Genomic DNA, 23745 nt, shown 5'->3' with positions numbered 1-23745 from the left:
TCTCCTTTTCAAAAAACCGAATACACTTTCTTCTATTCTACCACGTTTCACTTCTTGTTCAATTCAATCCCCGTAGTTCGCTTCTGTTCCTTCCAAAAAGCATCCCACTTGCTTAACGTTTCCTGGATCGTGGCATTCCCTAACAGCATCGCCTGCCCTGATTCCATCGCTACCTTGTCCCAGTTGCTGTTGCCTGGATATTGAAAAGGTGGTTTGAAGAGAAGGAAGGTATCTGGCTTGAGCGTCATATCTAGCAAGGTTTTATAGGGTCCTGTTTGGAAAAATGGATCAGAAACCGCGGAAGTGTGAATCGGTATCAGGCCGTATTTTTTTGATAATTCCGTATTTTGCTTAGCTCCGGAAAGAAAAGCGATCAGCTTCCATGCTTCAGCTTTATGCTTGGAATACGAGGCAATCCCCCAGCCGGCTCCGCCAACACTTACAAGCGCATTCCCTTTGGGGCCCGTTGGCAGGGGGGCTGTCGCCCACGTTCCTGGTTGCATGTTATCCTGTATTGTTTGAATAACATCCGGATCCTGCAGCAATATCCCTGTCACACCTGAGGTGAACGCCTCCACCTGTTCTTGGAATCCCCAATAAATCGAATCGGGTGGCGAAGCTTCCTTATACAGGTTCAGATATAATTCCATCGCTTTCACCGATTCAGGTGTGGTGTAAATCGTCGACCCGTCATTCAGAAATTGACCATCCTCCAGATTTACGCGATCGCTATTATAAGCCCGTATCAACGTATCCGAGTTCGAAATTGAACCTTTAGCGCCACGAAAAGAAAAGCCATACTGATTCTTAGCAGGGTCTGTTAATTTTTTACTCGTTTCATACATCTCTTCCCATGAAGAAGGTGGTTTAAGGCCTGCAGCCTCCAGCCAATCCTTTCTGTAAAACATTTGACGTTGATACAAGCCGTTCGCTATAAAGTAATTCTTACGTCCCACGACTGAGATCGACTTGGCTGCATTCGACAGCGTATGGAGTTCATCCCAAGAGGACATGTATGTGTTTAATGGATCAATATAGCCTTGGCTCGCCAGATCAGCGACATTGATATCTCTGACTTCCATAACGTCGAGGTCTTGCTTCACATTCAGCATCGTCTTGATGGTAATATCCGCCTGCGAATAAGGAGGTGAGATTAATTCCACATGGATATTGGGGTTTTGGCTCTCGAATTGTGTAAGTAAACTTTTTAAAATCACCGTTCGATTCGGATTCGTCAAACTCTCGATCATGCGCAGCGTTACTTTCGTGTCGCCCGATGGTGATGAAGTTGGCAAGGGATGCTCCTGACCGGAACACCCCATTATGGTGATCATAAGTACAATCCAACTCATGGCGATTAACCCATTCTTCCTTTCCCGTTGTTTCATTCTCATCATGGTTTCCCCCTCACGCTCAAATGGTTAGCCATTATGTAATAATTCCCCAGTTGTGTCAAACACCTTTCTCTCTGCCAGCAGTTCTGCACATTCGCTTGTCGGTATGGGACGGCTGTATATGTAACCCTGAATCTCATCGCAATTGCAGGCTTGTAATAAAGCTACTTGTTCCATAGACTCAACGCCCTCGGCTATCACTCGCAAATTCAAACTGTGCGCCATAATGATGATCGCTCCGACGATAGCACGTTCTTTCTCATTGCTTACAATGTCATCCAGAAAAGATTTATCAATTTTCAACCGTTGAATCGGGAAGTTTTTTAAATAATTTAAGGAAGAAAAGCCTGTACCGAAATCATCGATTGAAATTTTCACCTCTAAGGCATATAAGCCCTGCAAGGTTAAAATAACCTGCTCCACATCTTGCATCGCTATAGATTCCGTAATTTCCAATTCCAAATATTGCGGCTCCAAGCCTGTTTCCTCCAGGATCTGTGCAACGGTTTGGATAATCTCTGAATTCTGAAACTGGTGAATCGATAAGTTGACAGCTACATGCACCTTGGGTAGCCCTGCATCCTGCCAGGCTTTGTTTTGCTTACACGCTGTGTATAGAATCCATTTGCCGATGGGCACGATGAGCCGTGAGTACTCAGCAATTGGAATAAACTCCGATGGTGGAATGATACCATGCTTCGGATGCTTCCATCTGGCTAGCGTTTCAACCCCGATGATACACCCCGAATCCAGTTCGATTTGAGGCTGATAATAGAGTGACAGCTCATCCCGTTCTATCGCATGGCGTAAATCTCTTTCTAAAGATAGTTTCTCATATGTATTTTTTTCCATTGTGGTGTTATAAAACTTATGATTATTTCTGCCGCTTTCCTTCGCACTGTACATCGCAGTATCCGCGTGCTTGGTTAGACTTTGGATATCTTTTCCATCCTGCGGATACATACTAACCCCTATACTAACAGACACATGAAGCTCTTTCTCTTCATAAAATACAGGCTTCTGAATCTGAAAGGTGATCTCTTGGATGATGGTCAATATCGCATCTGGATCCCCAGAGTTCGGTATCAGCACCAGAAACTCGTCCCCGCCAAAACGAGCGATAGTGCATGATTTATCCAGCGTAACTTCTAGTCGGCGCGCTGTTTCGATGAGCAATTTGTCGCCAGCTTCATGACCAAATGTATCATTAATAATTTTGAACCTGTCCAAATCAAGAAAAAGAACGGTAAATTCCAGCTTATGTTGCCGAGCTAACTGAATTTCCTTCTCAATAATCTCCATAAACAACTTCCGGTTTGCTAAGTCCGTCAAGTGATCGTGGTAAGCCATATATCGGATTTTCTTCGCATTCCGCCGCCTCTGCAAGTAGTAGTTAAACAAGTAGGTAATGATCGCAATTCCGATCATACTAATCAACATACTATTGCCAATGGTGTTCGCATCTTTAAACAATTCCGAGCCTGGGATCACAGCTTGTACAGCCCAATCACTGGCTGCTAATTTCTCCGCAACAACTAGTTGCATCTCGCCGTTTACCTTGACCGTCCTACTTTCGGAAGGATGCCCTGCATGAATGGGATTCGCTTCGAACACGTTAGGAATGCGATAGAAGTCTCCTTCTATTTCTGAGTTCGTCCTCGTCAATAATTGATTATCCGGATTCAGGATGACCATTTCTCCACTTGGTATATCACCTATGGAACGCTTCAATACCTCAGAGCTGATCTCAATGAGAAGCACATATTTCATTCCCGAACTCAATTTAATAAGCCGATTGATGGCAAATGAGGGTTGTCCTAAATCCGAGTAGCCATATCTTTTTGTAGGAAGCCATCCAATTTCGCCATTGGCAATTACTGCCCTCTGAAACCACGCTTCCTTACTATACTCGATTAATTCCGCATGCAGCGTATCCGTTGTAATTTCTTTCAGCTTCGGATCCACTGGGATCACGTGAATATTCGTAATATCACTCTTGCTAAAGAATCGAATGGCGAAGCTCTCAATAATTTTATTCTTAGCCACGAATTTCTCGTTCTGACTTGTTGCCGCACTCCCATATATACCCAGTTGATTCAACATATCCTCATCGGTCAAAATATTAAAAGTTAAATCCTCGTAATTTCGAAAAATGATATTTAACGTGTCTCTGGATTGCGCAACCGTTTGCTTGGTGGTTGAGGTCACCTTGTCTATGACAATTTGCTGCGAATGGGAGTACGAAAAAAAACTGAATCCAACAAAGAGAATCGCTGTACCGCCAACTGCCCAGACTAACAGCTTCAGACCCACCGACTGTACGCCCGGGGCCTTGCGGAACAAGTTAAAATTACGCCGCCATTGTCTAGCGAGTCTGGATAATAATTGTATCAAAAGGAAAGTCAACTCCTGTCTACTCTACCGTTACTGAACGAGAACCTTAACTAGAACCTATCATAACCTATAAATGTTTAATATCTATATAGAAAATCATTAATAATGTATTAGCTACATGCAAAAAGGACTACCCTGTGTTGGGGTAGTCCTTGAAATTGCGTTGTTAGGGTCCGGTTCCATCAACTCCGAATAACCCTTTTATCCTTCGCTGCCTTAAGCCATAACGGAAATTCATTCAGCAGCTGATTGTACAAATCTTCATCCGATATCTTAGCAATATCCTTGATGTGAATAAAATTTGCATTGTCTACAATTCGACCTTCCATCGTATCCAGCTTCTTCAAGACTTCGAAATCGGAATCTCCAATTCCGACGAATTGCCAAAACAGTGGTTTGAGAGAGGCTTCCACAATTACTTTTTTAATTGATTTTACAACGCCGCCATCATTAATAAAGATAACAAATGCTGGAAGCGGCGAATCCTCTTCGACGGTATATTTACGAATAACATCTTCCATGACAGGAGGTTCGTTATTACGACCAAACTTATGGATATCTCTGTTATTCAAAATATTTTTTAACACATATTGATCAAAATCCCGCTCCGTTGCAGCAGACAATCGACTAAATTCGTTGTCATACACCCAAATGTCCAGAGCCGCATTATCATCAAATTTACATGCTACCGCCAGTATCCGTTCTACAACCTCCTGAACTGTTCCGTTCTTATACAAGAGTTGCATGGATCCCGAAATGTCGAGCACTAAGCCAACTCTAGCTGCAACATTGCTCATCTTTTTCTTCTCTAATGTGATTTGAACAAGCTTCTTACGTAGATCGATAGTTGAGAGGGCAGGTTTCTTTTCTATTTCAACCGTTTCTTTTACTACCTCCTCCTCGATCACTAAGCCAAAGTTCGTACATAACGCCGCTAATCCGCCAAAAAAACCACTGCCAATCGCATTAAACTTCCATTCCCCATTGTGCCTATATAACTCCCCAACGACTATTGCTGTTTCTTTGGACAAGTCTGATCCATATTCATACCGAAATAATTCCTCATTACGATCGACATCCATGAGTCTTACATACCTATTGGAGACATCTCATAAAATCTTCATCTTTTTCGCACCGATTATTTGCCGAAAGTACAAAGCAGGAAGAATCTATGCTCAATTTCGAATCTGCTGACCATCCAAATTGCAATGTTAAGTTTGATAACCCTTTTCCCTTGGTTACATCGATCTTTTGTCCTTTTGACAGAAGCATGTATGTATCTCCTTCACACTGAAGAATGTAGTCATATTTTCAACAGTACCATACAATGGTGAACTCTCAAATACTATTTATTCCGTGCTAGGGTAGCATTACAGACGCTAGATAGATTAACTGGAAAACCTCCAGCTATTTTCGGCGCATTTTACTCATAATTCGATTTAAATGGAAAAAATGTAGCTAATTCTTCTCATTCGACTCCATTCGCACAATACGGAATAAATTAGCTGTAGGAAATCCATTTATTTGGTAAATTCGCCGTAATTCGGCTGAATTAACAACATAAAATCCATCTAGTTTGTGGGAGAGAGGTTGAGTTAACGAGGGTGAGGAAATAGCACAGGGCGGGAGACGGAGGTGAGCGGGTATCGTATGGTGAACAAAGAAGCCACGATGCTATCATCGCGGCCACTTCATTAAACAATTTGCGACGGTTCTCGCTTCAACATGTGTTCTCGATACTCGGTTGGTGTTAAACCCGTGTATTTTTTAAACGTCCGCAGGAAGCTCCTCGTATTCGCATAACCCACTGCATCCGATACATCATTTACTTTAATCGACTTGTCTTTCAACAGCTCCATGGCAGCCTTGATGCGAATCTCAATCATATAATCGATAAAATTGCTCTCCGTATGATCCTTAAACAATCTGCTGATATAAGGAGGAGTCAGATGAAACATGCTGGCTAGTCGTTCCAAAGATAGATCATGCTCTTGATAATGCGTACGAATATACGCTAGCATTTGCTCAATCGTCTCATTCTTCCCGCGTTGGTTGCGCTTTTCCTCTATTTGTGAGGCCAAGCCCTCGAGAATATCGCCGACGAGCTGTTCCGCTTCCTTCCAGTTTTCACACTTTGCGATACGCTCATAAATGCTGCTCAATGGCCCCATCGATATTTCCGGTTCAATCCCAATCGCACTTACGGTTTGCAGTGACTTCATCATGAGATCGTAACACAGCTGCCTAATCAGCTCCGGTGGAAGATTACTTTCGACAGCTGCACGGAAGGTATCTGACAAGTACGCAAGCATCTTACCGCGATCGGTCTGCTTTAAGGCTTCCATGACTGGATCAGACATTCGGCTGAGCTTGTAATAATCTTGTCGGTCTGGTGGCTGTAAATCGTCTACAGATATCACCGAGTGCTTACCGAAAATCATTTTATAGAGTAATGCCTTTTGTGATTCATCGAACGAACGTGGTATCTCCTGCATATCCATACGGCATGTGCCTACACCAACCGTCACTGACAAACCGAATTGTTTTTTCATAATATCGAGAATCAATTCAAGAATGACCAATGTCCGCAAATGATTTTGCTCTGGATCACCTTCAGCAAAGCTTAGCAAGACAGCCGCCCTGCCGCCTCCTAAGTCAATAGCTGCTCCCGCATGCTCTGATCGAATCAGCTCTTCCGTAACATTACAGAACATATAGGTGTACAAAGCTTCGTCACGCGGTGACAGTTGTTCACCATCTTTGCTAATTTCTGCTGTACACACAAGGAAGCGCTCCGGGTACATGCGTATCCCCTGAAACTCCAAATGATGATACACCGCATGGAAATCAGAACGACTGCCATTCAATAGCTCCATCATGATCTTCCATTTGAGCATTGGCTTCGAATCCCTTACATGCTGCTCCAAGTGCTCACGGTCTGTTAGGATTTCATCGAAAATATGCTCTAAGCTGCTGAGTCCAATGCTCTCGGTCCCCTGTCCTCTTCCCTTCTTCATACCGGACATCTTGCCTGCTAATCGGTCTATCGGCTTAAAGGTCCAGCGATTCACATAGAATAAGGCAGACAACGCGAGGCTGAACATGATAACGGCACAAATGAGCAACAGATTGCGTGTAACTTTAAGGGGTTCAAATACCTTCGTTTCCGGCATAATGCTGACAACTTTCCATCCCGTATATGCACTTGTCCGATAAAAAACAGACTGCTTCACGCCATCCAATTTAACATTAAACGAACCGCTATCTGAATCTGTTAGTATCGTAGTGATATAGGGTAACGACTTCATATTGCGGTAAAGCTGAGTTTTATCGTCATGCGTAACGACGTTCCCTTCTGCATCCAGAATGAAGAAATGACCAGGATGACCATCCTCATAGATCGTCTTAATCATTTGGAACAATTCATTCTCTTGAATACTAATGGCCATGAGACCCTTCCTAAATCCGGGACTGCTGAGAGCAGGGAAACTGCGGACCAAAGTAATTACATCCTTTGTTTTTTGACCATCCCATACTTTCTGCGTCGACAACCACTTGAAATATTCCGGCATATCCAAATATTGCGCTAACCAATTAAACTCTGTCGAGGCTTGTTTTAAAAAGGTTGCTTMGGTCATTAAGTCTCCGCTGACATGAGAATAAGCAAAAACTGAGGAGTAATTCGGATTATTCGCGATAAAATCCTTCAGCCTTGTCGTCAGTGTGTAATGGATACTGTATCTTTGTGCATCATCACTATAGCTATTATTCATAAAATAAATAAACTCCAACCCCTCGGCCATGGAGAGCAAATCCTTTTCCGTCTGACGGAAGGCACCCTCGATCTTAGAGTCGACTTGTTTCAATAGTGCCAGATTCGTATCTTTCAAATCCTTTTGCAGCCTCCCCACTGTCCCCGTATAGGACAGCCAGAACGTTAGGCTGATAATAAAGAGGAATACGATGCCATAAATCATCATGGCCTTTGCAGAAATACTGTTTCTCATGGCAGGCCTCCATTCGGTCGTGCACTTGTTCTTATTGTATCATTAACACGACCTTTAGGAGGGATAATCATCCATTAATTGATGGAATTCACAGTTACGTTCGCCAGAGAGTAGATAAACAAAGGTGCCCCTGTAAGAGGTACGCTTACAACTCCCGAAACTGCAGCGACATATTTATAGCTTCCATCAATGCCAATCATTGTTACTCCTGGTTCAGTCGTCTCAATAGCGGCTGTTCGTGAACTGGTACTTGTTGTTTGCCAACTGGCATCCCATAAAGATGTGATGTATCTATTCTTATTCTCATCCCAGAATTGATAGCCATAGTAAGGATTAGCAATGCCCGGTACCACACCTAAATAGTTTGCATCTTTCAACACTCTAATCAGTGTATAGTAACCGTAATAACTCTCCTTAGGCTTACCATTCCAGTCGATCAACCCTAAGTTGTGCTCCAAGTTATTCGTCTCCGTGCCATCATCGGCAAAATCGTACCAGTGCATGGTGCGAATGCCGTTTGCAATGGCATGCATATAAGCTCTAGCCAAATAATTACGTTGGGTCGCACGATCTACTTTTTTCAAGTAGCTTCCGCCTGTGTAAGTGCTCCACCCTAACTCCGTAATAACAATCGGTTTGTCTCCATCACCGTGGCTCGTCATCGTGTCTTTCAATTGCTTCAGCGTGTCGAGAAGCTTCTCCGGAGTACCTTGATCAAGTCCAGGTACAGCTGGATATTCATATTTGACATACGGATGGACATCCATGACATCGAAATAGGTCTTCACTAAAGCACCATTCTGCCCATCGGAATTATAGAAATCGTCCAGCCAATTCAAACCTTTGGTGGCATCTAAACGATCGAGACCCGCAAGTGCAGGCTCTACAAGTAAGCTCTTGCTGCTTATAGCTTTCAAGCTCTCATGGTTTATTTTGAGTTGATTTGCTACAGAAGCCGGATTTCGATTGGCAAGATCAGGTTCATTATAGGTCGAGAATGTATAGACTCCTCCATTATTATCCGCCTCAACATAGCTCGGTCCATGATAAAAGTAGTGGAAATTCAATCCACTTTTTCCATACAAGGTTTTCATCGCAGCACTGTGATCCCACCATCTGTTCTTGTTGATACCTCCAAGATCTCTAAGCAAACGCAATTTCGTCATCAAAAAGAGATCTTCCGTCTCACCATGGTGCATATAGTTTCCTCCCCCATAGGGAGCATCATTGATGGCGAATATATCTCCGACTTTGTCACCTCCAAGCACAGATGGTGTTGTTATTTTCAACGTCTGCACATCACGCCTTTCAACGCCCGTCGATTGGAAGGGGGTCACTGCTACATAATAAGTCGTCTCGGGCTTCAAAGCGAAATAAGGTAGAAATTTGCCTAATTGTTCAATGGACTTTGCTTCAGCCGTAAACTTAGGCTTTAATCCCAATGTACTAGTAAAAGGTGAGGTCTCCACGTAGACACCATATTTGTTCACATTATTAACCACACTGTTGTAACTCGACCAATCGAGATACATCGTGCTGTAATTTTTGAGATTAGCCGTGAACTCTACTTGATCCAGTGTTGCCTGCTTAGGAAGTGACGCATCATAAAGCTTCCACCCCCAAATGGCGATTTCTCCTACCGTCAGGATTTCCGAATTATTCGCGTTATGCATAATGATTTTGACATATTTGGCAAACTGACCAGGAACGCCGTAGCTTGGTGTATTCACGAACACATTGGCCGTACGGCTGCTTGTATTCGTAGTGTAACTGAGGGAGGTGTAATTCACACCGTCTGTGCTGACGAGAACTTCATACCCGTCCATGAACTTATTTCCTCCCGATGCCAAGGTCCATACGTCAATTTTTCCGATTTGATACACATCGTTCAAGTTAAATACAACCGCACCGAATTTCCCTTTGGAGCCCCAGGTCGAGTTGGTCGTTGAAGCTGCATCGGATTCCGTGCTAGAGCCGTCGATTAAATCCGGCTGTCCCCCTACCGTGTCATTCTTGGATCCATCGTTATCAAACTTGATTAAATCGCCATCTGTAATGAATGGATACTCGGTTAACCACGTGTAAGAAGCACCTGTTGCAATTTTCGGCTTGGACGTATTGTAGGTGCCGGAAGCTCTCAAATAGTTATTGCTGAGTATCGCCATAGGCTCAAGTGCATCTCCATAAACCGCCACTTCACCTAACCTCATGACTTGCTTGTTCGGATTTTTATGCATAATAACTTTGATATATTGCGCATTGACTATAGGCTTAATGGCAAGTGAAACAGGAGCAAAACCAGAATCTTGCGCATTCGTGTTCTCCTGAATCCCGACCCGATTGTAAGTTAAACCGTCATAGCTGGCGTATACCTCGAACTGATCCATATAACTTTGATTGTTCGTGTCCGCCCATACGGTAACTGAGGATACTTTAAATACGGATTTCAAATCATATATCAGCGTTCCGTAAACCGCTGCTCCTACAACACTCACAGTTGAATTGCTGGCATTCTCATCTGGGCCGTTAACACCATCCGACATATCTGGTGATGCTAATTCATCCGAGGCAAGGAGACCTGGATCTGTCGCATGGGTCCCTTCGGACAGCCACGTATAGGACGCACCTGTTGCAATGGCTGGCGTATCTGCCGGAAACAATTCACTTCCAATTGTATTCCCACTTAGCAGCTTTTGATTGACTGCCGCCTGTACGGTTTGACTAGCGGGGATCACTGCGGAAATCGATCCAAGAAGAATCACAAAAGCACTTATCAGAGCACAACTCTTCTTCGTAATACGCATGGCAAAGCTCCTTTCTGGATGGTTACATAGTGGGTCGGTATACCTCTGAAAACGATGGTTACCGACCCCATTCAAAATTACATAAATAACAGCCCATAAATGATTTTTACAGCTTGTGCACGTGTCGCATTCATATCCGGGGCGAATCGATTTTCAACTAATCCGTTAATGATACCAGCCTCTTGCATCGACTTAACCGCTTCCTGAGCATAAGAGTCAATGTCTAGCTGATCATCGAAACTCACAGGATTGATCAATGTCCGCAGCTCAATCTCTGCTAACGTAATTACTCTAGATGCCATAACCGCCATATCTTGTCTTGATATGGGTTGATTGACACCAAAGGACCCATCCTCATACCCTTGGATGATTCCCAACTTCTGAGCGCTTGCTACTGCTTTGAAGAACCAATCGTCTTTATTCACGTCGCTGAAACTCGTTGTAGCATCCGATTCTGTAAGATCGAAGGCATTCATCAGCATCTGAATAAACTGGGTCCTCGTAACCTGTTCATTCGGAGCAAACCGATCACTTTCAATACCATTTACAATTTCTCTTGCTGCCAGTGCTTCAATGCTGTTTTGCGCCCACTTGGCATCCTGAAGATCGGCGAAGGTCACATGCGTATACAAGGCTGTATATGAGCTAAGATGATTTGTCTTAAAAGTTACTTGACCTGTTGCGGCATCATAGTTCCCATTCTTCACCACTTCAAGCGTCTGACCATCTTGGATGTGATACACAATGACTTGATCGCCGTTCTCGTCAGGTGCAAGCGTATAATCCATCGAGATCTGAACCGCATCTCTGCGGGAAAACGAATGAATGTTAATCCCGTCAAGAATGACATTAAAATCATATACAGCTTGGTTTCCTATGCGGGAACCCGCTGCTCCAGTAAGAGCATCTGAACGAACCGCCTCCACTACAATCTCCAAAATAGCTGAGTTCAGCTTCACTTGGTCAGACAGCGCATCAGGAGTCAACGCTATCGTCGCCAAACCTGTTCGGAATTGGATGTTTTCGATATCATTCTTGTGAGCTATGTCAAGGACGGATGCAGGGAGCTTAAGCTGAAATTTCTTGGCACCTGTCACTTTCGCAATATCGATGATAAGCGTTCGATCCGAAGATAATGCTCCTTCTATCGCTTTCTCCAAGGAAGCCATAGGTACTTCGATCTCCACCGTTCCGTCTTGTTTCAGCACTGGATTTATAAAGCGGATCGTTCCAGCCTGAACCTCAGGAAGATCTGGCGCTGGCATCCATGTTCCCCCGCCTGAAGGCACATTACTTTCACCTGAAGGTAACTGAACAGTTACTCGACTAGTCGCCGAATAGCTGCCATCGACGGTCGTCACACGAACCGTTGCCGTTCCAGCTGAGACCCCTGTCACCGTTGCTTGCAAGCCATAGACCTCTTGCGATACGCTGACCACCGCTGGATCGCTGGATGTAAACCGAACCTGTTTGTTGGTTGCATCGCTCGGAAGTACAGTTGCATTCAGAACCATGGATTGCCCTTTGTTCAAAATCGCTGTCGGTTGGTCAAGCTTCACGCCAGTAACATTTACTTCTGGCGCATTGATTTGGCTGAATATCAGATCCTCAAATAACTGCGTGTTCTTACTGGAACCAATACCGCTCATGTATTCAAGCCAACCTCGGCGGGTTGTTCCATCATTCTCATTGATGAGCATGGAAAAGCCAAAAATGTCTTTGTCTGTCACCGTACGGCCTKGAGACAGCAGCTCTGTCCAAGGAATCGCGAGCTCATAGGTCGTAGAGATGGCGCTTCGATAAACAGCTGACTGCACAGTCGTCACTTCCCCTATAGGTTTGCCGTTAGCCGCGAGCCATCTCCAAACCATCGGACCTTGTTCTCCAAGTGCAATGCCGAACTCATTGTTAGCTGAGCTACCGACTCCGCCTTCTCTTCCCGTATCAATGGCAAATTGGATGCTATCCCCTTGCCACAGATCCCCGCCAGCTCCAACTTGATAATGCTTGTCATCTTGAACTTCCATGCCAAAGTAAAGCTGATTCATATCCCACTTCAGGAAACCCCTGCCGCTTAAATCAGCCTCACCGCCCCAGTTGGCTATGTTTTTAATTTGATCTGGTCTGTTAATGACGATGGGCATGCTATTGCTCCAGCTTTCCTCAGATAGCTTGCCATCGATAATTGGCGCTGTCTGGTCATTTACAGCTGCAATAAAATTAAACGGTCTTTCCACAATCTTCGTAAATCCGCTATCCAAATCAATGGATAATTTCAATTTAGCTCTTGCTTGTTCCGGAAGAGCGGTAATGGGCATGGTGATCTTCGTAATTTCACCTGGCAATAAGTGATTGAAAGTAATTGGGCTTCCTTGACCTAGGGCTAGATATACCGCCTCCGTAACTCGAACGGTACCGTTTAGCTCTTTGTCAGCAGTCGCATTCTCTACATAGATTGCCGCATTCCATTCATTCCATCTTCCAGGCACTGCAACCTCAGGCACAATACGAACTTTGACGGTCTCTAGTACGTTGACCTTCAATTTCATGGCTGCAACGAGTGACGTACCCGAGATAACTTGAATCGTAACCTCGTGGACCTTCTCTTCCGCGTTAAAAGGGATGGGGATAGCAACCGGAATCGCCGTTGTTCCTGCAGTAAAGCTTGCTTCACCTTCGAGTTTCCAATCACCGGATGGACCCATGAGTTGAATCTTTCCATTCAGTTCCGCTCCCAAGCCAGAACGTTGAATAACCGTATGGAGCGTATCGCCACGTCTTACATCCACCGAAGTGTTTTTTAATACAAAGGAATCATCAATCGAAGAGATTTCCAAGCCCGTGCTCGAGTATATGAAAACAGGAGCACCACTAATTGTTAAACTGGCAATCCCATCATTAACTGGTAAGTAGGCGTAACTCCCATCAATACCCACAACGGTAAGGCTGTCATCCTTCGTTTGGAAAGTGGCTGTTTTGGTCGATTCATCGGCGGCCCACAGCGATGTAATGTACTGATTTTTCCCTTCATGCCAATATTCATATCCATAATACGGATKATCAACATTCGCTTTGGGTCCAATAAACTTGGCGTCTTTCAACACTTTTGCCATCGTATAGTAAGCATAATAGCTTGGCTTCGGAACGCCATACCAATCGATTAAGCCCAGATTATGTTCCAGATTCGTCGGATCGACTCCGTCATCTTGGAAATCGTACCAATGCATGCGCTTAATACCGCCAGCAATTGCATGCATATAGGCTCTAGCTAAGTAATTACGTTGAGTTATCTGATCCACAGGTCGAAGATAGCCGCTTCCTGTATAGGTGCTCCATCCAAGTTCACTGAATATGACGGGCTTATGCTGATCGCCATATTTAGCTTTCAGCGCATTGATTTCATTCATTTTCCCGATTAGCATTTCCGGGGCGCCTGGAACGAGACCTGGCAGACTACCTTCATGATTTTTCACATAAGGATGCACATCAAGAACATCAAAGTACGTTTTTACTAAAGCGCCATTTTGGCCATCGGATTTGTACAAATTCTCAAGCCAAGTCATACTTGCTGGCTCTGTCCCGCCTAAAGCAGGCTCAATAAGTAAATTTCGGTTGTCCACTGCCTTCAGGCTCTCGTGGTTTTGTTTAAACTGTAAGGCTAGTGCAGAGGGATTCGTCCCTTTCAGATCGGGCTCATTGACGGTAGAGAAGGTCCAGGTCCCTTGCTTATTTTCTATGGGTACATCTTGAGGTCCGTGGTAAAACGTGTGGAACCCGATTCCGTATGTATTAGAGAATGCTTTAACCCAAGAATCATGGATCCACCACCGATTTAAATTAATCCCTTCAATGCTTCGCATGAGCATAAGCTTACGGATGATATTCTCTTCCTCTTTATCCCCGTGATGAACATAGTTTCCTCCACCGTAGGGTGTATCATTAATGGCGAAAATGTCCCCAATCTTCTCCCCGCCAAGGACACTAGGCGTCGTTATTTTCATTGTGCTGACATCCTTACGTTCTCCCGAAGTTGAGCTCGTTGGCGTTACAGCTATGTAATAAGTCGTCTCTGGCTCTAAGGATGAAACGAGAAGGAATTTCCCCTTCTGTTCGGCTGACCCATTTTCGGCTGTCACCCGAGCGGCTAGCCCATTCGTCGATGTAAAGTCATTCTTCTGTATATAGATACTGTATTTATTTACCTTATTGACCACCGAATTGTAGGCTGACCAATCTAGATACAACGTGTTGTAATTTTTGATCGTAGTGGTGAGTTCAACTAGATCCGGCATGTCTTTCTTGACAAGTGTCGCATCATAAAGTCTCCAACCCTTAATCGCAATCTCTCCAGCAATTAACCGATCGGAATCGTTGGTGTTATGCATGACGATTCTGACATATTTGGCGTGCTTGCCAGGGATGCCGTAGGAGGGCGTATTGACCATCGCATCGGAGTATCGATTGTTCGGATTGGCCGTATAACCGCTGGAGAAATAGTTGATGTTATCCAGGCTTAACAGAACCTCATAACCATCCATGAAATTTCCGCTGCTCGCTTTGGACCAGACATCAATCGAACCGATCTGGTATACGTCATTCAATGTAAATGTGACGGTTCCGTATTGTCCTTGCGAACCTGCAGTCATGCTGGCTGTTGTATCCGCTGTCCCCTCTGTGCTCGAACCATCAATCAAATCAGGCAAGCCGCCTGCACTCCCGTCATTCTTCGCACCAGCCTCATTATCCGTTGCAATTAGTCCTGCCTGTGTCACAAAAGGCTGCTCCGTATTCCATCTATACGTTGCTTTCGTATCCAACTTCGGCGTCCCCATTGGGTAGTAACCACCGGTCTTTAATTGATTATTACTTAGAATCGCCGGCTCCTGAACAGCATCACCCCAAATGGCAATTTCTCCGATGCTCATCGTAAGCTTGGCTGGATCTTTATGAAGCACAACCTTTACATATCTAGCATATGGGGCAGGTTTCATATCGCTGCTCACAGGCACAATGCCTGCATCATTCCCATATACAGTCTCCGTTACCGCAACACGATTGTAATTGATGCCATCGAGACTTGCATGAATCTCTACCTGTTTCAATCCGCTTGCAGCTGAAAATTCTGACCACACCTGCAAGGATGTTAGACGGTTTACAGTTTGCAGGTCATAGACCACTGTTCCATAAGCTTCTCCAGATTGACTAGCCGAACTGACAACGCTTACAGAACCGTCCATCATTTTACGCGCACCCAAAGGATCTAAAGCGACAAGATTGGATTCCGTTGCATAAGGCCCATCTTGCTGCCAGGTATATGAGGCTCCTGTATTCATGACAATTGTATTCGCAGGGAACAATTCACCCAGCCTATTACCGCTCAGCAACTTCGGTGAAATGGAGTCAGCCGCTTGTGCGGTCATAGGACTCATCGAAGCAATACCCAAACCTTGTATGAAAACGATCATAGCGAAAAGGATGGAACTTATTTTTTTTAGACGTTTCATCACAGAACTCCCTTTCTCGAACGATTGGCCTGACCGACATGTCATTTGATCGAACAGTTATATCAACCCACGTTCTCACACGTCCTCTCTCGTCAATGATCACAACTGGATGCTGAAATTAACTTAGTCAAATACGGACAAAATCACAAGAGACACTTTTTATATGACGTGGCATTTCTTTCGATCCTGTTGAATCGACTATCATTTAGCAGATTGCTTATGATCACCTTAAAAGATGTAACCTGAAGCATGATGAGGTCACTCCATTCAACATAAAAAAGCATTCCGAGCAGGGAGAAACCCCTGCTTAAAATGCTTAATAGCCTAATTCGGATGTTTATCGTTCGGCTTCAATGAAATCGACAACTGCTGTGTTGCACGATCGGCAATATCGTCAACATATCTCGCCGTCACTTGGTCAGCTTCTTCCAATAATGTTATTTGAGGATGTAACCCATCCAAATCGCCAATGGATAGGGAGAAAAGAAATGCTGCTTTGTTCAAAGCCATAAAGTCTATCGTGCGTTTCTCTCCATGATGAATGATCAAGTCAAGCCCATATATGTCTCCTTCTTTGGTTATTTCCCAATCCCAACCTGCCAACGAGCTGGACATCTCTTCCTCACATGGTGATCGAGTTTCTTCCGACTCCTCAAAGACGGCATACACACTTTCGAACCGCAATACCGTTTCATCAATGATCACCAGCGCTTTGGCACCTTGCTTCTCTAGCCTTACGCGTTCCAAGCAACCGCCAAATTCCATACGAATCCGGAAATCAGTCGCCGCTATGTTCCCTTGGATACGATCCAAATTGGGATGTGTATCCCCGCCATTCGTTAGGAAATTCACTCCGAGCAGCAGTTGACTGCTGCTTGCTGCCGTTTGGAGTACTGCTGAGCAATAATCATATCCGTCATGCAAACAACGCATTTGCAGATAGGTGCTCTGTTCGCCATTATCGAAGTACGCCACCATCCCTCTTGTTTGATTCCACATGATTTCATGACGAAACACGCCGATTGTATACGTTGGAGTAAGAAAAGTGTCTGCCCACTTCACAAAGCCAGTCTCCTCATTTCGATAATAAATCTGACTGAGATCACTTTTCTTTTTCCGAGTAAATAGCTGCACATAAGGTTCTGGGCATTGAATTCCGTTGCCAAACCATTCTGAATCATATTCTAAATCCCATTGGTTTAAAAAAACAATTTGGTCGCTTGTAGCTATCTGCAGGAATGAAAGCGCTCTATTATTTAGCAAAGTACTATAGCTGCGGCTGTGTGGACCTGCCCATTGCCTAGAGTTCGGATGATAGTGCTCCGCAACCATTCGCCATACCAAATCCAATAATTCAGTGGCGATGGACTTTGCGCGAGAATGGGTTGCATATGTATGAATTTTTGACAGCTCTACAATGGCAATAATGGAATACGCTGGACTGTTGAATTCTTGAAATGTCCCTAACTTTGCTGTATAGCGCTGAAGCTTTTCCAATCGATCCAGCCCATAATCGGCAAAATCCTTCCGTCCATACAACTCCCCCGCGATTAAAGTCACAAATGCTCCCATGATCGCAATATTCGTATAATGAGGACCCACGTCCCGTTTGATAATGGCATCACAGGCACAACAGACCGCTTCATGGATTTGTCTCTTCAACAATTCAGGCAGCTTATGACCATGGCGCAGCATCGCTAGTAGCAGTTCTTTTCCGCAAAAGTCAGCCCAATTCCAATCAGGCGGAGCCATCTGTGCCAGTGGTTCTTCGTAAAACCAAGGCCAGATTCCGTAGGTATCATGACTCCTCTCACGATCTTGTAAGGTTAGCACACGACCTATAATATCGCAGGCTCTCTCCTCATATTCCGCTATTTCCGTATTTAACAAGCCAACCGCATAGATCAGTGAATGATAAGTCGGATGAATTGTCGGGTGATCCTGAGCTGTTAATGAGGTATGATACCCTGGACTATGAAAGGGGCGGCGAAGCATACAGATCTGGGGATCATAGTCACTTTCTTTCGCGCTAATGGCCTTTATCAATAACTCTTTATAATCAGAATTCTGCACATGTACGTTCATGTTGGGAAGTCCCTCCTTTAATAGAATAACAATGGGAAGGTCAGCCTGCATAAGCAAGCAGCCTTCCCAAAGATTCATTACTACACGTGTATTATTTCAAAAACTCTTTGTTTTTCTCATACCATTCTTGGGCCAGCTTCTCCACATTTTCCCCGCCAAGTCGCTTCCATTCTTTGCGAACTTCTTCCATCGCAGTTTCTGGGGTTGAAGCATTGCCGCCAGTTACGGCTTTCACCTCAATTTGCGTTGCAATCGGATGGAATGTTGCGATTAATTGACTGACTTCTGGAAGATCCGGATTAAAGGCAATGTCTCTGCGATATTTATTTTTGAGGGCCACATTCAAAGATTGTGTCTTTATTTTGGCATATTCTTGGGATACAGCATCTTGCGCAGCCATGACCGGGAACCACTCAGGTACTAAGCTAAAATCAGATACGATTGCGTATTCATTCGCGTAAGATACTTCCTTACGGGATTTATCAGCATTAAGAACTTGAGGAATCTTCCCATCCAACAGTTTGTAATGAACGTTTTCCTCGCCGTACTTCAGTGACATATCCCCTTTTTCCATCATCCAATCTAGGAATTTAACAGCTGTTTCGATTTTATCTTCTTTCATCTTGCTGTTAAAAGCGACAAGAATATTCGCCGGTAGCTCCTGATACAACCCATTTTTCCCATATTTACTAGCTACCGGCTCTAACGGAACCATCTTCGCATCCGGCACATTTTTCTTTAGATCTAAAAATTCATTTTGCATATTCCAAGAACTCATATAAATACCTGATTTGCCCGTCGTCCACAATTGACGCGCTCGCTGGAAGTTGCTATCCGTAATATATTCTTTATCCAACAAACCTTGGTCGAATAACGATTTCTGATAAGCGATGGAATCCTTGTATCGATCCAACGTTCTACCAAATTTCATTTTGCCGTCTTCCAAATACCATTGATTCTCATTCACCGAAAAGAGGGCTCTGATAATTTGCACAGCATTACCATTGAACGCAATCGGTACGGTATCTGCTTTACCATTGCCGTCAGGGTCCTCATCTTTGAATTTTTTAGCCACTTCAATCAATTCTTCCGTTGTCGTTGGTGCCTTTAATCCGAGTTTATCCAACCAATCCTGACGGATCCACATGGCATGGTTGGCAATACCATCAATACTTCTACTGCTGGTAATTGCATACATTTTACCATTAATGGTCATTGCAGACTTCAGCTCAGGATGTTCTTGCAGATACTTTTTCAATGTCGTACTGTACTTCTCAATGTAGCTGTCAATGGGCTGAATGGCACCTTGGTTTGCTAATTGAGCAATATAGTTGCGATCATACTCCCAGATGAGATCTGGCGCACTGCCAGAAGCAACCAGTGTGCTTAACTTCTGTTGAGCCTGCGCTCGGGGAACTGGAACCCAATTCACTTTCGCAGGTGAATTTTCATTGATCCATTTCGTCCAGCGGTTATCCTCATAGCTGCCTTCTTCTGCGGCTACTGTACCTCTATCAAACGCGGAAATGCTGATTTCTTTCTTCGGTCCTACCGGTGTTGCCGCAGCTGGTGCACTGCCATGTGGCGCAGTCGAGCTGCTTTCGGTCGTTGTCGTATTCGAACTACAGGCAGCCAGTACCGCCAAAGACAAGCTTACAGCAAGAACTGGTTTCCAAACATGTTTCGACTTGTTCAATGCATTCATCCCCTTATAGTTTGGTATCTATACCAAGGGCTATTTGCCCCATGATATCAGCCTTTAACTGATCCAATCAAGACTCCTTTAACGAAATGTTTCTGAAGGAACGGATAGACAATCAGAATTGGCGTAACTGCGATGACGATGGCAGCCGCTTTGATGCCTTCTGGCGTCAGGACTACATTAGCCACGCCTTCACTTCCAGAAGCATTGTCGAGCAAACTCTGATCCACCTGCAGAATCATTTGGTAGAGCTTGAGCGTCAGCGTCTGCATGGTCGTTTTGGTCACATAAAGCAATACGTTGAAATACGAGTTCCACCAGCCCACAGCATAAAACAGGGAAAGAGCAGCTAGAATCGGCTTGCATAAAGGTACGATGATCTGAACCAAAATTCGCCAATCACCTGCGCCGTCGATAGCCGCAGACTCCTCAACTTCCTCTGGTAAKCCCTCCATGAACGTTTTCATCACGAACATGTTATACGTACTTATTAAAGAAGGCAGCCATAATGCCCAGTACGTATCCATAAGTCCTAAGGATTTTACGAGTATAAAATTCGGAATTACACCCGAAACGAACAGCATCGTAAATGTGATGAACATGAGGATGGATGTGCGTCCCATCAGTCTTCGTCTAGAAAGCGGATACGCGGCCAATAAAGTAAGTGCCATATTGAGCGCTGTTCCCACAATGGTTACCAGTACAGTGTTGCGCATGGCTACGAAAAGCTGCCCATCCTGGAAAAGCCGCTGGTAGGCTTCCGTATTGAATTCAATTGGCCATAAGGACACCTCCCCCGCTGTAATGGCTCTACTGCTGCTGAAAGAAGCTGCGATCTCATACCAAAAAGGGTACAAAGCAATTAGTGAACAGATAGCGAGCACCGTGTAATTCGCCGCTGTTCCCAAACGAGTAAATAAGGGTTGATTGCTATTGTAGGTTTTCATCGATTACCAAAGCCCCCGTTCTCCGAAAACTCGGGTTACTCGATTCACACCCACGACTAGAATCAAACCAACCGCAGATTGGAACAAGCCTAATGCTGTCGTATAGCTATAGTTCATATTTTGTAAGCCCACACGATACACGTAGGTGCTGATGACATCCGCTACATCCAATACAGACATATTCTGGAGGACCAGCGTCTGCTCGAGACCCACATCCATCATGTGCCCCATCCGAAGGACGAGCAAAATAGCAATTGTGCTGCGAATTCCTGGTAACGTAATATGCCATATCTGGCGCAGTTTCGATGCTCCATCCATCTTCGCCGCTTCATACTGCTGAGGATCAATGGATGCCATAGCTGCTAGGTATAAAATAGTGCCCCAACCCGCTTCACGCCAAATACCGGATAATGTATATGCGACTGGCCACCAGCCGGAACTGGCCATGAAGTAGATGGGCTCGATGCCAAACACTTTCGTCAGCACCAAATTCACAACCCCTGTGCTCGGGGAAAGCATAGCTATAAAGATCCCCCCTAGAACAACCCATGAAATAAAATGAGGTAGGTAGAGCAGATTCTGCACAGTCCTTTTATACCACTCTTTGCGCACTTCATTGAGGAGAAGCGCAAGAAGAATAGGTACTGGGAATCCTAAAACAAGACTGTAGACATTGAGCAGCAAGGTATTCCTGAGAACTCTCCAAAAATCAATACTTTGGAATAAGCTAGTGAAGTGTTTAAACCCCACCCAATTACTCCCAAAAATACCATCTGCAAATCGATAATCCTTAAAGGCAATAATTTCACCAACCATCGGGGCGTATTTAAATAACAGATAAAATCCGATCACAGGCAGTAGCATCAGATACAGATGTCGATCCCTTATCATTCGGTTTCTGAATGTGGATTGCGTCGGTTTGGTCCACATTGGCTTCCTTTGGTTTCTAACTGTATTGAAACCGGTCGCTCTTTCCTCCATGTTGTGTTCACCCTTTCGAAATTGAGCCTGCTGTTGTGCTGGCAATTCGATCGTATCCTGTGGTGAAGAGATTGGAAATAGACATGTTTTRCCCAGTTGACCTTTCTTACAAATCATCCTGTCACCTTTCTTACACATAGTTCATTTTGTTAAGGTGACCATAGACATTCCCTGTTGCTATGCGGGTTCTCTCTTGGTAAACAAATAGCAGCCTCCCCCTAATGGAGAGACTGCTGATTATTCGATCTAGTTCACTGAGGCAACACTTTCTTATTTCGAAGCTTTCCAAGCATCAATTTGCTTCTGCATTTCAGCTAGGATATTGTCTAGTCCGGCTTTTTTCAGCTTCGCATTCATCGCTGGCAGTGTCGTGTCTGGATCAGCAATCCCCGTGATCAATCCCGCATAGAATTCATCTACGACGGAAGCGGTTTGTGCCAATTCACTCTTCACGTTACTTGGGTCAAAGGAGAAGCCAAGAATTTTGGAAGGAATCGCTGCGGCATTCTTATCCGGACCTGCTGGGAACCATTTCGGCTGCGTTGCACTAGTTCGGAACGAATTGAACATGTTGCCATACTCCCAACCGGAATCCACCCAGTATCCGGCATTGTCCATCTTTTTGATCAGACCATCTGAAACCTTCGTATAGTGCTTACCTTCAATCCCATAGCTCATCAAATTGAATAGCTCCGCATTGGAATACATCAAGTTGTAGAACATCATCGCTCTGGCAGGATCTTTGGATGTGCGAGAGATCGCCGTCATGGTCGCGATAATGGAGCCTGTGCTCATATAGGGTTTAGAGAATTCGATGGCTGCTACATTCGCTGCATCCCCACCACCAAAGCGTTGTGCTTGGTTGGCTGCCGAGTCCGGATTAATGACCGTGAACGTGGAGGATACATATTTGCCTGCCAATTCATCCGAGTTCGTATCTTTAATCGTTGCTGCATCTTTACGAATAATGCCTTTGGAGTACCATTCGCGCATTTGTTTCAAAAAGGCCGTGAATTCCTTCGTCTCATACAAATTCACAACTTTGGAGGATGCATCGTCGATGCGAACTACACCCGGGTTCTTTTGTGAGAAATACTCAAGACCGATGGCACTGCCGTAGTTCCCCATAACATCTGTATCACCCTTCAGGCTGAATGGATATTTGTCTGGCTCCGACGCTTTCACTTTTTCGAAAAATGGCGTCAAATCGGCCAATGTTTTAAACTGCTCGGCTTTATAGCCATATTTGTCTAAGGTCGTTTTGTTCATCAGTAAGCCTGGTGTACGAGCCAGAACTTGGGTATTAATAATCCCGTACAGCTTGCCCTTCACTTTCGCCGCATCCCAAGCAGCCGGAGGAACTTGTTTCAAAATATCTTGGCCGTATTTCGGCAGCAAGTCGGTGATGTCGAGGAATGCTCCTTTATTTACGTTTTGCAAATAGTCATTCGTCCAGTTGGATGTGAAAATCAGATCCGCTTTCTCGCCAGAAGCTGCAATCGCTTGCATTTTCTGATCGTACGTCCCCCAATCAACCAATTGAATGTTCAATGTTGCGTTGATCTTCTCTTTGGTAATTTTGCTCATCGCATCTTGAACCAACTTCGCATCAGGGAATACGCTTTGCGGCAAATACCAAGTGATTTCATATGGCTTAAGCTCCGTTGCCGCTGGTACTGATGACACTGTCGCTGACGCTGGAGATGCAGGTGCTGCGCTGGCTGCTGGGGATGGTGAAGAGCTATTCGTGCTGGAACCGCAAGCGCTGAGCAGCATAGAGAGGGACACGCAGCTTACAATAACGGGAGATAACGCTTTGATTGTTCTATTTTTCATATGATCGAACCCTCCTGATTTCATGGTCAACATGTACAAATGAAGTCATGTATTATCATCCGATCCGGATTCGGATTGACAAACGTTTTTG

Annotated in this window: 12 protein-coding genes and 1 pseudogene; all 13 read right to left on the bottom strand. The window is 44.6% G+C overall.

Features of this window, described 5'->3' with window-relative positions:
* Positions 1-47: 47 nt before the first annotated feature.
* On the bottom strand, positions 48-1397 hold the full coding sequence (locus AC1DLM_RS02520) for an ABC transporter substrate-binding protein (RefSeq protein WP_477568993.1): 1350 nt from the start codon (positions 1395-1397) through the stop codon (positions 48-50).
* A 24-nt stretch (positions 1398-1421) separates the two neighbouring features.
* A complete protein-coding gene (locus AC1DLM_RS02515) occupies positions 1422-3788 on the bottom strand; it encodes a bifunctional diguanylate cyclase/phosphodiesterase (RefSeq protein ID WP_477568992.1) in 2367 nt (788 codons plus the stop codon).
* Between the two features lie 182 nt (positions 3789-3970).
* Positions 3971-4585: a vWA domain-containing protein gene (locus AC1DLM_RS02510; protein WP_441991449.1), complete on the bottom strand. Its 615-nt coding sequence runs from the start codon at positions 4583-4585 to the stop codon at positions 3971-3973.
* A gap of 102 nt (positions 4586-4687) precedes the next feature.
* Positions 4688-4894, bottom strand: a pseudogene (locus tag AC1DLM_RS02505) (TerD family protein); the annotation flags it as partial.
* The gene (locus AC1DLM_RS02500) at positions 4884-5060 is read right to left on the bottom strand and encodes a TerD family protein (RefSeq protein ID WP_477568991.1); all 177 of its coding nucleotides are present in this window, start codon (positions 5058-5060) and stop codon (positions 4884-4886) included. The gene AC1DLM_RS02500 and the pseudogene AC1DLM_RS02505, both read right to left, overlap by 11 nt.
* Before the next feature lie 422 nt (positions 5061-5482).
* Positions 5483-7795: a helix-turn-helix domain-containing protein gene (locus AC1DLM_RS02495; protein ID WP_477568990.1), complete on the bottom strand. Its 2313-nt coding sequence runs from the start codon at positions 7793-7795 to the stop codon at positions 5483-5485.
* A gap of 74 nt (positions 7796-7869) precedes the next feature.
* On the bottom strand, positions 7870-10599 hold the full coding sequence (locus tag AC1DLM_RS02490) for a hypothetical protein (protein ID WP_477568989.1): 2730 nt from the start codon (positions 10597-10599) through the stop codon (positions 7870-7872).
* 77 nt (positions 10600-10676) lie between these two features.
* The gene (locus AC1DLM_RS02485; protein ID WP_477568988.1) at positions 10677-16103 is read right to left on the bottom strand and encodes an S-layer homology domain-containing protein; all 5427 of its coding nucleotides are present in this window, start codon (positions 16101-16103) and stop codon (positions 10677-10679) included.
* Between the two features lie 324 nt (positions 16104-16427).
* Complete coding sequence (locus AC1DLM_RS02480; protein ID WP_477568987.1) at positions 16428-18188, bottom strand: hypothetical protein; 1761 nt, start codon at positions 18186-18188, stop codon at positions 16428-16430.
* A gap of 91 nt (positions 18189-18279) precedes the next feature.
* Entirely contained in the window at positions 18280-19884 is a 1605-nt protein-coding gene (locus tag AC1DLM_RS02475; RefSeq protein ID WP_441991435.1) for an extracellular solute-binding protein, read from the bottom strand.
* Between the two features lie 56 nt (positions 19885-19940).
* Entirely contained in the window at positions 19941-20837 is an 897-nt protein-coding gene (locus AC1DLM_RS02470) for a carbohydrate ABC transporter permease (protein ID WP_477568986.1), read from the bottom strand.
* Between the two features lie 3 nt (positions 20838-20840).
* Positions 20841-21818 carry an ABC transporter permease gene (locus AC1DLM_RS02465; RefSeq protein WP_477568985.1) on the bottom strand — a complete coding sequence of 326 codons (978 nt, stop codon included), beginning with the start codon at positions 21816-21818 and terminating at the stop codon, positions 20841-20843.
* A 270-nt stretch (positions 21819-22088) separates the two neighbouring features.
* Positions 22089-23654 carry a DUF3502 domain-containing protein gene (locus AC1DLM_RS02460; protein ID WP_477568984.1) on the bottom strand — a complete coding sequence of 522 codons (1566 nt, stop codon included), beginning with the start codon at positions 23652-23654 and terminating at the stop codon, positions 22089-22091.
* Positions 23655-23745: the final 91 nt, after the last annotated feature.

The sequence above is a fragment of the Paenibacillus sp. 01T442 genome, from assembly GCF_056398345.1.
Note: the sequence above shows the minus strand (reverse complement) of the source record. Positions and strands in the feature narration are given on the sequence as shown.

Excerpts from the sequence above, each read along its gene's own strand:
- AC1DLM_RS02520 (WP_477568993.1), bottom strand. The coding sequence starts at position 1,397 with ATGATGAGAATGAAACAACGGGAAAGGAAGAATGGGTTAATCGCCATG.
- AC1DLM_RS02510 (WP_441991449.1), bottom strand. The coding sequence starts at position 4,585 with ATGAGCAATGTTGCAGCTAGAGTTGGCTTAGTGCTCGACATTTCGGGA.
- AC1DLM_RS02500 (WP_477568991.1), bottom strand. The coding sequence starts at position 5,060 with ATGCTTCTGTCAAAAGGACAAAAGATCGATGTAACCAAGGGAAAAGGG.
- AC1DLM_RS02490 (WP_477568989.1), bottom strand. The coding sequence starts at position 10,599 with ATGCGTATTACGAAGAAGAGTTGTGCTCTGATAAGTGCTTTTGTGATT.
- AC1DLM_RS02480 (WP_477568987.1), bottom strand. The coding sequence starts at position 18,188 with ATGAACGTACATGTGCAGAATTCTGATTATAAAGAGTTATTGATAAAG.
- AC1DLM_RS02465 (WP_477568985.1), bottom strand. The coding sequence starts at position 21,818 with ATGGAGGAAAGAGCGACCGGTTTCAATACAGTTAGAAACCAAAGGAAG.
- AC1DLM_RS02460 (WP_477568984.1), bottom strand. The coding sequence starts at position 23,654 with ATGAAAAATAGAACAATCAAAGCGTTATCTCCCGTTATTGTAAGCTGC.